The organism is Croceifilum oryzae (assembly GCF_030814315.1).
GTDB classification, from domain to species: domain Bacteria; phylum Bacillota; class Bacilli; order Thermoactinomycetales; family Thermoactinomycetaceae; genus Baia; species Baia oryzae.
Genome location: NZ_JAUSUV010000017.1, coordinates 45,281 through 57,596 on the forward strand (window position 1 = coordinate 45,281; position 12,316 = coordinate 57,596).

Below are 12,316 nucleotides of genomic sequence, written 5' to 3' on the forward strand. Positions count from 1 at the left end.
TTTCCTTGTTGATTGTAAAGGACAGTTTTCATCATTCATCCCATCCACTCGTATCTATTACTACACTGCCATAACCAACTAGCATTCTTTCTACCTTTTTACTGGCTTCATTAATGGATTTGGCTCGGACAGCAATAATGTCCCCGGCCTTGCTCTCAAAAGTGTACCTATACCCACATTCAACTAAAGTCCATATAGTCATGGTTCGGCTTGATGTAAGACTATGTAAAAAAGATATTTGCTTCTCTATCCGCTCCAATTCATTTTCATTGTTGCGATAAACATCACGTACCCCATAGAGTATATCTAACTCTTTTTCGATCTTGTCCAATATCACGCCTAATCGCCTCCTATCTTCCTCGATCCACATCACAACTCTGATAGAATCTAGTCAAGCTTTTATCCGGCTGATGATTCGAAATACAAGAGAAGATGACTTCCTGTAGATCTTTTGTATCAGTAATAGATTTAATTGTTGCTTTCAAGATCGTTTCTTTGTCAAGATGCTTCCAGTTCAGCTCATATCCAGCGTTAAGCGCAAGTGTGCGGATGAATTCCCGTTGGGTACGTCCATTCCCTTCTCTGAACGGATGGAGCATATTGATCTCCGCATGGTAATGAGCAGCCCTCTGACAAAATTCATCTACCATTAAGCCTTTAAGATTCTTCTCTCCAGATAAGGATCGAAAGATATCTTTTGATACATTTTGGATAAAGAGAGTTCGGGCAAACATAGTCTCGCCCTTAAAGATATCCTCTTCTCGAATCTTGCCTGCCCATTCGTACACATCCTGAAATATGTACTTGTGCATTTTTTGCAGGTGTTGGAAGTTGAATCTTCCATAAATCGGAGAATTCTCTAGAGCAAATAAACGAAGACTCGTTGCTCTTTTTTCAAACTTCTCTAATTTCATTGGATCCATGATGTTCTCTTTGTTTTTGAACGTATTTGTTCCTGGATAAAAGTATCTTGATCTACCTGTCATCTCAATCGATCTCCATCGCACGCTTTAAATACTCTTCTTGAGTAATTTCACCTCTGAGCCTAGCCAACAACAACTCCAGCTCATTTTTTGTAAGATCTAGTGATTCAAATGACATAGTTGCCTGCACGTTTGGTAGTTTCGCTGCTATCTGTTCTTCGGTATATTTCCTCTTCATAGGTGTAATCTCTCCTATCCAAATGTTTTTTGTACAGCTTGCTCCAGCTCGTCATCCGATGGTTTTGAATATCGGCGTGTAACATTGATATCGCCATGACCAGCAAGCTCGGCAACGGTAGCAATATCTACACCGGAACCAACTAGCTCCCGGCAATATGTGTGACGCAATTGATGGGGATGGATATCATATTTTTGAAGCAATTTTTGTACCGCCCTCACCGTAATACGTGCAAAGCTCTTTCTGTAATAAGAAACAAATAAAGCCTCTATATTACTATTCCGATCCTGTAGATATCGTTTTAAGTGGAAACGGGCCTCCTGAGGTAATGGCACTATCCGCTCTATATCACCCTTTCCCCTGCCAACTATTACGGATCCTCTCCGTTCACTCATCATGATATCATCTTGATCCAAGTCGACTAGTTCAGAAACACGCAACCCCGTGTACAAAAACAAATATGAAATAGCAATATTTCGAAGGTTGCCACTCCTCTCAACTTCTCTTAGAACTCGATTTCGTTCATTTCGATCCAAGGATTTTGGTGCTCGGTGCATAGCTTTTCTGGTTTTCGGTCTACTAATCTGTTCTACCACATGAGGACGGCCTACATACTTTGAAAAGAGAGAAAGTACAGCAAACTTATTTTCAATAGTGGTTGCACTATTCCCAACAACATTAATCAGATGATTTATGTAATTTTGGACATCCACTCTAGTCAGATCATTTACATCTCCACCTTGCTTATCGACCCAAGATGAAAATTGCTGTAAGATAGAATTGTATTTTTTGACTGTCTCGATGCTCCGTCCTTTTTCCTTTTGATCGACTAGGAAATCATCAATGACTTTCACGTAAACTTTTTTCATACTTAGCAACCTTCCATCAAACGAATATATGCGGCTTCCATACTTCTATTTTACCCTAACTTTACGTGAAAGTCTACTTTCACGTAAATGTAGTGCCCTTAATTACGTCATTTAACAATAGTGATGATTTTTCAAAATAATAAAACTGTATTTAAGTCCATACATGCTAGAAATTGCCAAACCAGCTATTAACAAAATTTCACCCATATTAGTAGTTCTCGTCTTCATAATCATATGGATGCAATTCATCAATCCAAGTGCAAAACAAAATGCTAGACAAATAATGGAAGCAAAAAGTAGCATAAAGCCAACATATTCTTTTATGGTTGTTTTCATGGATTATTCCTCCTCTCTGTACACAAATGGAAGAAAGATATATTACAGTCGCTACTTAATCATCCATAAGTGAAATCCATTCCATACCTCTCTTCCTTATCGTTCTTATATTCATATTCTACATCATAAAGGGTAATTAGTCAACATAAACTTACTATTTTTTCTATCAACAAGCCCTAGTACAGACATTTTCCTTGTTCGAAGAATACAATAATAATACTTTGGTAATGATATAACATATATGTTATACTAGTTATATGAAATATCAAACGATTCCATACAGAACCCGAAACGGTTCTTGTCCAGTCAGAGAATTTATTTTTGATTTGAATCCCAAGGATAGGGAGAAACTGTTGAGAGCCTTAATGCTTTTAGAACACTTTGGACTTGGTGTAGGTGCTCCACTGATCAAACACTTAGATTCAGGTATTTTTGAAGTAAGGTCTCATGTAGGAAATAACCACCAACGAGTGTTGCTATTTCATTGGCATGAAAATTACCTAGTTCTGCTTCATGGATTTACGAAGAAAACTCAAAAGACACCACCGCTTGAAATCGAAAGGGCCAAGCGGTATCGAGCGGACTTTTTGATTCGTTACAGTACAGATCGGATACTGGAGATATTGGCGGAAGAAGAAAAGCAATCGTAGAGGAGGGAACATAATATGAGCTGGCTACAAGGTATCATCAAAGAAAACATGAAGGATCCTGAGTTTGCGAAAGAGTGGGAGAAGGGCGAAGCAGAATACCAGCTACGCTATAACATACTGGATCAACTCATTAAAGGTAGGAAGCGAAAGAATATGACACAATTAGAACTTGCTGAAAAGCTGGATATAGCTCAAAGCGCTATAGGACGTATTGAGTCGGGAAAACAAAATCTCACACTAGACTACATTTCAAATATTGCTGACGCTCTTGGTTATACCGTCAAGATCGAACTAGTAGACAAGGAAGAACTTGAACATGTATGAGAACCAACTCCCATCCTATTATTTAAGAAGGATGGGAGGATTACTTTTATTTTCTGATTGGAGAGGTATTAATTGAACAGCAGAAGTAGTATCGTTTTTCCCTTTATGCTCGTAATGTCATTTTTTTCACTTGTAGTACCACATACAATTGAAATATTAAAAGATATACTTCATCCATTGGATGGATATATTCATACATTTTTGCAATTGGCTATTCCGATTCTTATTGTAATTTGTGGAATCGGCTTTTATATAAGAATCGTAGGCAGTATACGGATTAAGAATGAAATTTGGTGGCAAATAGACGAGGTGCTTTCCCGATGGCATAAAATAGGAACTAAATGTGGGAATTTTGCGTTCACATGGTTGTTTGCCTTTGTAGTTGGAAGCTATATACTGGACTTTTTCGATGGAACAGAAGTTATACAAATGTTGTTTCAATCACATAGGGTAATACCAAATCTGCTTGTAGCAATCTCACTTATAGGTATCCCATCACTATTTGTTTATCAAACATTCATAGCTAGGAAATCACCATTGTCAACCCAATATAGAGGAGACTTATAATATGTCAAAAAAGGATTTAGCGTTAATCCCTATAGCAATACTTGCACCTTTTTTAGTTTTAGCTGCTTCATGGTACAGTACTAGCTACATATATCAAATATTCCATTTTCTAAAGTGGAATATACCGTTTCATTATTTCGAGTTCAAGACTTTCAGCATACCGGGTGTAATAGTATGTGCTGCCGCCATGATTGTGATGTATTATCTAGTGGTGGTTGTGCGAAGATCTAGGATAAAGCTTCAACAAGTAACAACAGTAATCGTTACTGTATTATTTCTAATTCCTTGGCTCGCATCCTTTTTAATTAATTACACGTTTAACAATTCGTTATATAAGGTGTATCATAATCACCAGCCTACAAATAAGGTATTGTTGGATATCCGTAAGGACCAGTATTTTGTTGGTACGTATGATAAAGGTGTTTTACTTCCATGTTTTTCGTTTGAAGAAACTGAGGGAACCTCTATAGGAGGAATAAGCAATAAAGAAGTGTTGAAGCCCTATGAAGGCAATGAAGAGAAATGTACCAACTAAAGTTAATGTCATCCTGTATTTCGAGGATGGCTTTTCTTGTTATATGTAGAGCTATTTTCGGAAACAATTATCTGTGACACTATTTTTTCTGTGACAGGTGGTTGATTGATTTGATTAGATCGAAAAAATGTCTTGTTTGTCTATCTCCCTTCGCATTCAAGCGTTGGGATGCAGAGTTCTGTTCCGCTACATGTCGACAGAGGGCCTCCCGTGATCGGCGTAAAGGAGTATTCGTGCCAGCATGGACAGACTTTGGAGTCGTCCACTTGCATGATCCATTTACTCTCCATTCTGAGATCCACAAATATAAACGGCGCACACTGATCGACAATATAAATGACACTGAATGGCGTGAACAAATCCGTGATAACATGAGTAGATGCCATTCTATCCTGTTCATTTGTTACGATCAGGACGACATGTATATAGTGGCTCAAGAGATCGAAAATCAACAAACCCAGTTTGCTACCAATGGACCTCTGTCTTAATTATTGGAAAACGAGTTGATACCATGCGAAAGCTTCCAGCATGAACAAAGTGGGAGATACTGATTGCCCACTCAAAATATATCGTCTCCCTATCCGAATATGTTTCATCCCATGAAAGAGTATGGGTACAATGCTTACGATGTGGCAAAGAATTTCAAGTAGCTCCACATAGGCTCTATCTAGGGATTAGTGATTGTGGCGGTTGTGCAATGAAAGATATGGAATCGGCAGCCAATAGATTCTATATGAAATGCCTCAAGAACTTCATATACTGTTCAGACGAGTATCAAGGAAAGAACACACATTTAACAGTTCAACATCTGACCTGTAAAACTGAATATAAAATCCAACCATCCCGATATATGTACGGAGAATATTCCAGGGCTAGGTGTCCGAAATGTTCCCCATATGTGAATAAATTACTCAGACATCATGCTAGAGGCAGGATTTCCTCACATGATTTACTTGGGATCGTCAAAAGTAATGGATGGGAAACCCGATTAGATGACCTAGAGTATGAACTGCTGGATAGAGATTTCAAAGTATACTCCAAAAACAAAAAAGCCCCTAATCGTTAAGGGCCTCATCTCTTTTTAACCTTGGGTCATGGTGACAAATCTGTTGATTTCTTCTCGTCGCCTTATTTTAGACATCTCCCAAAGTTCTTCTTCCGTATAAGGCGATGGATATAACTTGAAGTATAAAGCAATTTTTTCTTTTGTATAATTTTCGTCTGCATGGTCAATAAATCCATTTTCACTATTCTTAACCGTCCTTGCATGAAAATCGGCCATATCATCCAGTATCCAACGGAACATTGCGCTGGCAATATGATTATGTTCAGAATTAGATAGATTCCCCATTACATGCCTGCTATAACACCCTTCACACACAACCCTTTCACTATCTTCTCTTTTAATAACCTTAGATCCAAAAGGATTATCGCAATCGGCACAATGAATCTGTTCACCCTGCTCAAGTGTTTCCCTAAGCTTTTGTTGTAACCAACTCAATCAAATACACCCTCCTTTAAATGATTCGATTTATCTCGTGGCAGTTTTCCTCTGACATGTGCTTTCCAACTCCACCTTGTCATCCAACATATAGGGGGGCTGAAAAAGCCCCCATGATATCCCACCTATGATTAATCAGTTAGCTCACCATTTCTTGCTTAATAGCTTTTGTTACTCTTCTGTTTTCACTCATGCGATCCTTGAATTCCTCAATCTCTCCTTGCAGAAATTCCATATAGTCAGTACCGTTTTCATTTGAACCTAGTAACTCTTCTTTTCCTTCTAATAACTCTTCATCAGCGGCATATGAATTATCTAACTCATCCAATAGGATATAAATGTCTTTCTTTGATAATGTAATGTTGATTTCATCCTGTCTAATCATAAAACTTCCCCTCCTATCCTTGAACATCTTGTATGATTGATCAGTTAGTTCGCCTTTCTGTAAAGTACATATGGTGTATCGTCTCAACATCTTCCAATGTATGGTTCCACAAAAATTCATCCATGCTTTCCTCTCTACCAAGTTGATTCAATATAGAGACTAAATCCCTGTACAATATATCAAAACTACCAAAACGTCCAGTTAGCTTAACACAAGCCGCCATATCTTGATTTAGGATCTGAATCACTCGTTCTAATACAATCATTGGAACCTCTTGATAATTTGAGGTGATCGGGATAAGCTTATCTCCTTTTTTCTTACAAACAAATTCATACACTTTCCTTGGAGCTTTTTTTACAATTGATACGAGAGCAAATATGGACTCCTGAAATCGTATGTCTATCTCAAAGTCTTTCAATTCGTGTTTGACAAGCTTAATTGGTTCTTCTTCCATAATATCGTCAAAGTTAACTATGAGATAATTAATCCCATCCGGTACTACAGATTCTTCAACTTCACCTTCTGTTATGGATATAACTAGTGGTACTTCTTCAACAATTAATGGATTAAGTATGTTTGTCATTTCCCTTCCCCTCTCATTTCCTCTATCTGACTAATCCTTCCCTAGAAGCTAAATATTTCTATAAAACAAGCTCCACAGGTTCTAGAGATTATCAACTCACGATCATCTTCTGATAGATATGGAAAAGCGTTCTGAACCAATGCACCTGCTTCATATTGATCCAGACTAGATGGAAGAACCTCCAGTGAAAATGTTGTTTCACATTTAAAGCAAGTGACATCCAAACTAACTTTTTCTTCCGAAGCGTGTTTTTTCATACGTTTGCACTCTCCTAGTTATATTTTGCTTTCAAGAAGTGCAACAAGGCTTTCACAACGCTCTGTTGTCTCTTCCCTATCGTTCTTATATTCTTATTCTACATTATAAAGGGAATAATGTCAACTCTTTATAAAAGATATTTTCTATCATCCTACATATTTTTTCATTTTATATAAGTAGATAACTTAATTAAAAAGAAAATAATAAAGTTGATTAATTACCCTTTATAGTGTAGAATATAGATATAAAGAAGGTGGTAGATATTATGAGTAAATTCGTTGAAACGATTCAACCAACTGTTGTTTGTGTTGATGGTGGCAGTGCCTGGATCGGGGCTAAATCTCCAAATACTCCTTGTCCAGTGATTATTGATTACAGTGATATTGATGCAGATGAGACAGAAGATACAAAAGAAGAAGAGATACTTATTAATGGAAGCACCTTTTATATTGATGTTGAATTTAAAACTTCAACATGCTTCGCAATGATTTTCATTAGTAGAAGAGATGGCACTTGTTCACAGGAATATGATTTGATTTGCCAATGTGAAGGTGAGAAACTGGTTTATGTTTCGCCTAATTGTTTGGAGCATCCATTGCCAGAACCCATTTTAGAACGTGCTTATCAGATGGTACATGCATTCTGATGGATGAACTTATCGAAATGATTTCCATGTAAAACGAAGGGACTCTGATGAGTCTCCTTTTTATATCATCACAACATAAAATTATATAATATAGTTGACTAATTACCCTTTATGGTGTAGAATATAAATATAAACACGCTAAGGGGAGACATCAATGGAACACAACATCATCGTAGTAGGTAAACACCGATTCCTTCCAGAAAGCTACTCTCTACCCGTTACCATCAACATTTCAGATATTACGAATCAAGACCTAGTTAAGAGTGCTGTGGAGGATTCGCTCCCCTCCTACTATCAGAAGAATTATGATATCTCGTTTGATAGCAACTATATTTTTGAAACACCTGTTAAGGAGAGTTTCATAGAGCCAGATACTATACATCGGCTCACCATGAAGGAGAAGTACCTTCGTATCATCCGAAAAGCACTATCTCATTACCACCATGATCTAGACTTCGATGAGATAGACCCCGATGAGATACATGAGCAAGTTGAAATAGAGGATGTTGCAAAACTCCTCCACGACCTTAGTAACTAAATATTATTTATCAGGGGGAAGAAAATCCTTCCTCCTCCATCCCCTACTAACTAAAAAGGAGATAGTTAATATGAAAAAGCTTGCTTTGTGGAATGATTTATTGATTGATCAGAGAGAAATCGAAGAGGTATATGCATTGGATAAATCTTGTACCATCATTGAGGGTATTCCTTTCGATCATGTAACAGAATTGAATGAAAGATTGAAGGTTTATGAGGAACAACATGCGCACTACTCCATGTGTAATTCTGTTCCTCTAGATGTCGACGATTTTTTAAAATGGGAAGGTTTTGAGGAACATGAGTTTACTTTGAAAAAGCCAACCGTAAATGGAGAACCGCTTGATGATTTCCTCTTGTACTGTGATCTCGATTCAAAGTTTTACTACTCTGGAAAACTTGAAATATCATACGTGTATAGATGGTTCAATGGGGATGAATGGAAGTATGAGCTATATGACACCATAACCGAAGAAATCATGATGGAAACAAGTGAGGATTGCATCATCTTAGAAGGAAAAAACCAACAAGTATACAAGGTTTTTACAATGGATGAGGAAAATGTGAAGGTAAGGGATACGTACCTAATCACTTTTAAGAGTGATTGCCCAAGAGAGCATATATCTGGAAAGGTTTTAGAGAAAGGGGACTTAAAAAAGCATCTTACAGAATTGGGTTGCAACGTTGATGAGTATATGAAATCAATCTTTCGCTTGGGACGTGAGCAAGAAGATACACGTACACAACCGAGCCAGACTAAAATCATTTTAACTTCGTATGATCGTAATCTAAAGATAAATCATTGTGATTTACAACAAATAATTACTAAAAAACTTGATTATGCCACAATCAAAGACTTTCTGGATGAGTACACCTATGATGATGTTGAATACATCCGTTCTTGTGCAGAAGATGCAGAACTACACACAGAATGGATCAAGAATTAACAAAAACAACCACTCAATATGACAAGGAGAATCAAAATGGAATCAAAATCAACTCTATTAAATGGGCAACAAGTCGCCCAACTGCATAAGGAAATCCCTAAGGAAGATAAATATATATACAAAGTATTCAAGCTACCTAAGAGAGAGTTTTTAGAGCGATTAGGATCGAGGATCGACTCTGAGGGAGTCATGATTACAAAGGAAGATGCATTTGAGCATGTAGACAATGTAACTGGGTATGTGTTAGGCGATTGCATTGGTCATCAAATTGCTGATGAAGCCGAATTTTATGAAGATGATCTCATACGTGTATACAAAAGATAAAGCTATATAACATTTAAGCCGAGTGTTCCTTGGGATATCTTGGCTTAGATGTTGATAAAACAAGCTAAATAGAGGAGAATACATTATGCCAGCGGATAAATCACAAGAATTTATGCACATACAACACGATCTACAAATGCTAATTTTAGCTTGTACATGCATAGGTGAATCTCACTCGTTTTCGGTTGAATATCTATTCGATTGCACACAGTACGACGAATCCTTTGATGAACTAGCTTCAAGATACATAGCTTTAGGAAAAGAACTACATCAAGAGCTAACATTTTCTATACCGCATCCTACACAGAAACACTTATCATCTGTGGAAATCTATCACGATGAAGAATCCGATTATTGGTCTTACAAACTAATAGCTAGTAAAGCCACCTCATTTGGAGAAGGGGGTTAAAGGGGAAATTTTGAGATGCTTTTACTCAAAAATTCTCCTTTAACCTCGCAGATCAAGGCAAGGTGATTTCCCTTGGCGCAGACCCTTGCCAAATAGAACCAGTCCCGAAGCTTATGTCTCACCTTCCCTCTAACGGGAAGGGGTGCCTAGCGGCGAGCGTGAAATCCCCCATGATTGGGGGCTAGGGGGTTGATCTTGTTAAAGGGCCTGTGACAAAAATATTTTCATAAGTTATACTGATGTAGAGTTAATCACTCAAAACGAGAAGTGAGGTTTCAACCCCTCATTTCTCGTTTTGTTATTTTAGTAGCCTCCAACCTAAAAAAATAGACCCGGCCCATAATCGGCTGGAATCTATTCAGCTAACACTTGTACCTGCTGTTGCATTTGAATCTTTCTTCTCTTCTCTTTTTTTAATCAGCTCTATCAGGTCATTGTTCCCCGTAGTTCGTGCAAAATCATAAGCCCCTTCAAAATCTTTCTGACTTAGGAATGCCTCCAATACAACTTTTTCTCTTCGACCATCCAGACGCACTTTCCCTTTGAGTTCAATGATTTTTTTAGGATCTTTCTCTAGGATAGCCTTTTCAAATTGGATCACAGGTAGATTGGTTTTTAGATTTTTTACCTTGTTCAACTGGTTATGCGAGATGTAGTAACTAACCACAGATTCCGCAAATTTGGGTTCTAGCTGAATAGCCTTCTCCTCTTTGCCCGATAAGAGATAACTTAGCAAGACAACCTTCTGATCTTCTTTGTTAAGCTTTGCGAAATCCGTTTTCTCAAAGTAACGAGCTGCTTCATCGTACTGTTGCATACCTGCGGATCTCAAACCCTGTATCAATGGTGTTGATGAATCATTCGTTTTTTCTGCTTTCGGGGAGGATCCAGATGACCCTAGCACATAGCCAATTCCAATGGAAACTACAACTGTACCCGTAAGAATCAAAGACATAGACTTAGTTATCCATGATCTCTGGATATTTGGAGAGTCGGACTTTACAACCTTTTTAGGTTTATGTATTTTTTTCTCCCTAGCTTCTTTCTCCTTTGGCTTCTTCTCCCTAGCTTCTTCTTTCTTTGTTGGCAATATCTGATATATTTTCTTTTTAGGTGGAGCCATCTCTTCTGTAGCAGCTTCTCTTAGAGTATCTTCTGGTTTTAAAGCAACACCAATGATTTTTGTTAATTCCTCAAATCCTTCCTCGCATTCTGAGATACGCTTAACGATCTGACGATATTCAACATCTGCCTTTTTAAAGGCTAACTCATCACCTTGGACCCTCAACTGATCGAAATTGGCCGAAGAAAGAAGAAATACCACCAATCTCCTAACTTGCTTATATACGGTTTCTTCTTCATATCTCTGTGCTGGCATCACATGCCGTATGCCACGATATAAAACCCGGACTTCACCGTCTGGATTTGCAAAAATGTTGTTTGGATCTATGACAGTGTTAAGATTTGTATACTCTTCGAAAGATTTACCTATATCAATTAGTCCTAGAGCTATTTTCATCTTGATATCCCTAGATAAATCTAGATCTAGACGTGCTTTTTGAAGAGTTACAAAGCCTTCGTTCACATCCATTTGAAAATGGATCGCAAGCTTATCGGTATCCTCTAGAATCTCATATGAACAAGGAAAACTAATTCGGGACGACAATTGAGTAATAAAGTCCATATCATCCTCCATTAAATCTCCTTCTAGAGATTTCAAAGGAATCTCTAGTCGAATGTCGTTATCTTCAATGAAAAGTGTTCCACCATTGAAATCGAACATTGCCATCAGATACACCTCCTGCTTCTGTATATAAAAGAGGGACAGTCACTCTGCCCCTCTCCTCATGACTTATTTCTTCGACTGATCCAACTTATTAACCATTTTTTGATCAATGGCTTTTTGTGCTATGGCCTTCCAATTGATCGTTTGGGTTGCCTCTTTGGTGATGGCCTTTTGACTAGCAGTCTTCCAATTAGCTTTAACCTGTTTGCTTACTGTTACCTTTTGTACTTCCGGCTTATCTGCCTTTGGCTTATCGCCTTCTGGCTTGTCTGCCTTTGGCTTATCGCCTTCCGGCTTATCTGCCTTTGGCTTATCTGCCTTTGGCTTATCGCCTTCTGGCTTGTCTGCCTTTGGCTTATCGCCTTCTGGCTTGTCTGCCTTTGGTTTATCGCCTTCCGGCTTGTCTGCCTTTGGCTTATCGCCTTCTGGCTTGTCTGCCTTTGGCTTATCGCCTTCTGGCTTGTCTGCCTTTGGTTTATCGCCTTCCGGCTTGTCTGC

Annotated in this window: 19 protein-coding genes and 1 pseudogene; 9 read left to right on the forward strand and 11 right to left on the reverse strand. The window is 38.0% G+C overall.

The window, feature by feature from the left end; all coding sequences use genetic code 11:
* Positions 1-31: 31 nt before the first annotated feature.
* The 5 genes from J2Z48_RS14550 to J2Z48_RS14570 form a co-directional block, all read right to left on the reverse strand.
* Entirely contained in the window at positions 32-337 is a 306-nt protein-coding gene (locus tag J2Z48_RS14550; RefSeq protein WP_307254702.1) for a hypothetical protein, read from the reverse strand.
* Between the two features lie 13 nt (positions 338-350).
* Positions 351-923, reverse strand: a complete 573-nt coding sequence (locus tag J2Z48_RS14555) for a Fic/DOC family protein (RefSeq protein WP_307254703.1) — start codon at positions 921-923, stop codon at positions 351-353.
* A 64-nt stretch (positions 924-987) separates the two neighbouring features.
* Complete coding sequence (locus J2Z48_RS14560; RefSeq protein WP_307254705.1) at positions 988-1,161, reverse strand: hypothetical protein; 174 nt, start codon at positions 1,159-1,161, stop codon at positions 988-990.
* A 14-nt stretch (positions 1,162-1,175) separates the two neighbouring features.
* Positions 1,176-2,030, reverse strand: a complete 855-nt coding sequence (locus tag J2Z48_RS14565) for a tyrosine-type recombinase/integrase (RefSeq protein ID WP_307254707.1) — start codon at positions 2,028-2,030, stop codon at positions 1,176-1,178.
* A 111-nt stretch (positions 2,031-2,141) separates the two neighbouring features.
* Entirely contained in the window at positions 2,142-2,366 is a 225-nt protein-coding gene (locus J2Z48_RS14570) for a hypothetical protein (protein ID WP_307254708.1), read from the reverse strand.
* A gap of 257 nt (positions 2,367-2,623) precedes the next feature.
* Here J2Z48_RS14570 and J2Z48_RS14575 point away from each other — a divergent pair, with 257 nt between their 5' ends.
* From J2Z48_RS14575 to J2Z48_RS14590, 4 genes are all read left to right on the forward strand, one after another.
* Positions 2,624-3,016 (forward strand): type II toxin-antitoxin system RelE/ParE family toxin, encoded by a 393-nt coding sequence (locus J2Z48_RS14575; protein WP_307254710.1) that lies wholly within the window; start codon positions 2,624-2,626, stop codon positions 3,014-3,016.
* Between the two features lie 15 nt (positions 3,017-3,031).
* Positions 3,032-3,340 (forward strand): helix-turn-helix domain-containing protein, encoded by a 309-nt coding sequence (locus J2Z48_RS14580; RefSeq protein ID WP_307254711.1) that lies wholly within the window; start codon positions 3,032-3,034, stop codon positions 3,338-3,340.
* 568 nt (positions 3,341-3,908) lie between these two features.
* Complete coding sequence (locus J2Z48_RS14585) at positions 3,909-4,442, forward strand: hypothetical protein (RefSeq protein ID WP_307254713.1); 534 nt, start codon at positions 3,909-3,911, stop codon at positions 4,440-4,442.
* A gap of 233 nt (positions 4,443-4,675) precedes the next feature.
* Entirely contained in the window at positions 4,676-4,930 is a 255-nt protein-coding gene (locus J2Z48_RS14590; protein ID WP_307254714.1) for a hypothetical protein, read from the forward strand.
* 593 nt (positions 4,931-5,523) lie between these two features.
* Here J2Z48_RS14590 and J2Z48_RS14595 read toward each other — a convergent pair.
* The 4 genes from J2Z48_RS14595 to J2Z48_RS14610 all read right to left on the reverse strand — a co-directional run bounded on the left by J2Z48_RS14595 (position 5,524) and on the right by J2Z48_RS14610 (position 7,168).
* The gene (locus J2Z48_RS14595; protein ID WP_307254715.1) at positions 5,524-5,943 is read right to left on the reverse strand and encodes a hypothetical protein; all 420 of its coding nucleotides are present in this window, start codon (positions 5,941-5,943) and stop codon (positions 5,524-5,526) included.
* Positions 5,944-6,082: 139 nt separating this feature from the next.
* The gene (locus J2Z48_RS14600; protein ID WP_307254717.1) at positions 6,083-6,328 is read right to left on the reverse strand and encodes a hypothetical protein; all 246 of its coding nucleotides are present in this window, start codon (positions 6,326-6,328) and stop codon (positions 6,083-6,085) included.
* A 40-nt stretch (positions 6,329-6,368) separates the two neighbouring features.
* A complete protein-coding gene (locus tag J2Z48_RS14605) occupies positions 6,369-6,911 on the reverse strand; it encodes a hypothetical protein (RefSeq protein ID WP_307254718.1) in 543 nt (180 codons plus the stop codon).
* 41 nt (positions 6,912-6,952) lie between these two features.
* On the reverse strand, positions 6,953-7,168 hold the full coding sequence (locus J2Z48_RS14610; RefSeq protein ID WP_307254720.1) for a hypothetical protein: 216 nt from the start codon (positions 7,166-7,168) through the stop codon (positions 6,953-6,955).
* A 266-nt stretch (positions 7,169-7,434) separates the two neighbouring features.
* Between J2Z48_RS14610 and J2Z48_RS14615 the strand changes: the two genes are divergently transcribed.
* The 5 genes from J2Z48_RS14615 (at position 7,435) to J2Z48_RS14635 (ending at position 10,032) form a co-directional block, all read left to right on the forward strand.
* Positions 7,435-7,815: a hypothetical protein gene (locus J2Z48_RS14615; protein WP_307254721.1), complete on the forward strand. Its 381-nt coding sequence runs from the start codon at positions 7,435-7,437 to the stop codon at positions 7,813-7,815.
* Positions 7,816-7,969: 154 nt separating this feature from the next.
* Positions 7,970-8,353 (forward strand): hypothetical protein, encoded by a 384-nt coding sequence (locus J2Z48_RS14620; RefSeq protein WP_307254722.1) that lies wholly within the window; start codon positions 7,970-7,972, stop codon positions 8,351-8,353.
* A gap of 70 nt (positions 8,354-8,423) precedes the next feature.
* Positions 8,424-9,299 (forward strand): hypothetical protein, encoded by an 876-nt coding sequence (locus J2Z48_RS14625; protein WP_307254723.1) that lies wholly within the window; start codon positions 8,424-8,426, stop codon positions 9,297-9,299.
* Positions 9,300-9,335: 36 nt separating this feature from the next.
* A complete protein-coding gene (locus tag J2Z48_RS14630) occupies positions 9,336-9,623 on the forward strand; it encodes a hypothetical protein (protein ID WP_307254724.1) in 288 nt (95 codons plus the stop codon).
* 85 nt (positions 9,624-9,708) lie between these two features.
* A complete protein-coding gene (locus J2Z48_RS14635; RefSeq protein ID WP_307254727.1) occupies positions 9,709-10,032 on the forward strand; it encodes a hypothetical protein in 324 nt (107 codons plus the stop codon).
* Between the two features lie 358 nt (positions 10,033-10,390).
* Here the strand turns inward: J2Z48_RS14635 and J2Z48_RS14640 are convergent, their stop codons facing one another.
* Both J2Z48_RS14640 and J2Z48_RS14645 read right to left on the reverse strand, forming a co-directional pair.
* Positions 10,391-11,821 (reverse strand): type VII secretion protein EssB/YukC, encoded by a 1,431-nt coding sequence (locus J2Z48_RS14640; protein ID WP_307254729.1) that lies wholly within the window; start codon positions 11,819-11,821, stop codon positions 10,391-10,393.
* 63 nt (positions 11,822-11,884) lie between these two features.
* Positions 11,885-12,316, reverse strand: a pseudogene (locus tag J2Z48_RS14645) (NEAT domain-containing protein); the annotation flags it as partial.

What these genes read in the sequence shown, in the direction of transcription:
- J2Z48_RS14625 (WP_307254723.1), top strand. Translation starts at nt 8,424, where the DNA reads ATGAAAAAGCTTGCTTTGTGGAATGATTTATTGATTGATCAGAGAGAA.
- J2Z48_RS14620 (WP_307254722.1), top strand. Translation starts at nt 7,970, where the DNA reads ATGGAACACAACATCATCGTAGTAGGTAAACACCGATTCCTTCCAGAA.
- J2Z48_RS14600 (WP_307254717.1), bottom strand. Translation starts at nt 6,328, where the DNA reads ATGATTAGACAGGATGAAATCAACATTACATTATCAAAGAAAGACATT.
- J2Z48_RS14565 (WP_307254707.1), bottom strand. Translation starts at nt 2,030, where the DNA reads ATGAAAAAAGTTTACGTGAAAGTCATTGATGATTTCCTAGTCGATCAA.
- J2Z48_RS14585 (WP_307254713.1), top strand. Translation starts at nt 3,909, where the DNA reads ATGTCAAAAAAGGATTTAGCGTTAATCCCTATAGCAATACTTGCACCT.
- J2Z48_RS14580 (WP_307254711.1), top strand. Translation starts at nt 3,032, where the DNA reads ATGAGCTGGCTACAAGGTATCATCAAAGAAAACATGAAGGATCCTGAG.
- J2Z48_RS14570 (WP_307254708.1), bottom strand. Translation starts at nt 2,366, where the DNA reads ATGAAAACAACCATAAAAGAATATGTTGGCTTTATGCTACTTTTTGCT.
- J2Z48_RS14630 (WP_307254724.1), top strand. Translation starts at nt 9,336, where the DNA reads ATGGAATCAAAATCAACTCTATTAAATGGGCAACAAGTCGCCCAACTG.
- J2Z48_RS14635 (WP_307254727.1), top strand. Translation starts at nt 9,709, where the DNA reads ATGCCAGCGGATAAATCACAAGAATTTATGCACATACAACACGATCTA.
- J2Z48_RS14555 (WP_307254703.1), bottom strand. Translation starts at nt 923, where the DNA reads ATGGATCCAATGAAATTAGAGAAGTTTGAAAAAAGAGCAACGAGTCTT.
- J2Z48_RS14615 (WP_307254721.1), top strand. Translation starts at nt 7,435, where the DNA reads ATGAGTAAATTCGTTGAAACGATTCAACCAACTGTTGTTTGTGTTGAT.
- J2Z48_RS14610 (WP_307254720.1), bottom strand. Translation starts at nt 7,168, where the DNA reads ATGAAAAAACACGCTTCGGAAGAAAAAGTTAGTTTGGATGTCACTTGC.
- J2Z48_RS14560 (WP_307254705.1), bottom strand. Translation starts at nt 1,161, where the DNA reads ATGAAGAGGAAATATACCGAAGAACAGATAGCAGCGAAACTACCAAAC.
- J2Z48_RS14575 (WP_307254710.1), top strand. Translation starts at nt 2,624, where the DNA reads ATGAAATATCAAACGATTCCATACAGAACCCGAAACGGTTCTTGTCCA.
- J2Z48_RS14605 (WP_307254718.1), bottom strand. Translation starts at nt 6,911, where the DNA reads ATGACAAACATACTTAATCCATTAATTGTTGAAGAAGTACCACTAGTT.
- J2Z48_RS14640 (WP_307254729.1), bottom strand. Translation starts at nt 11,821, where the DNA reads ATGGCAATGTTCGATTTCAATGGTGGAACACTTTTCATTGAAGATAAC.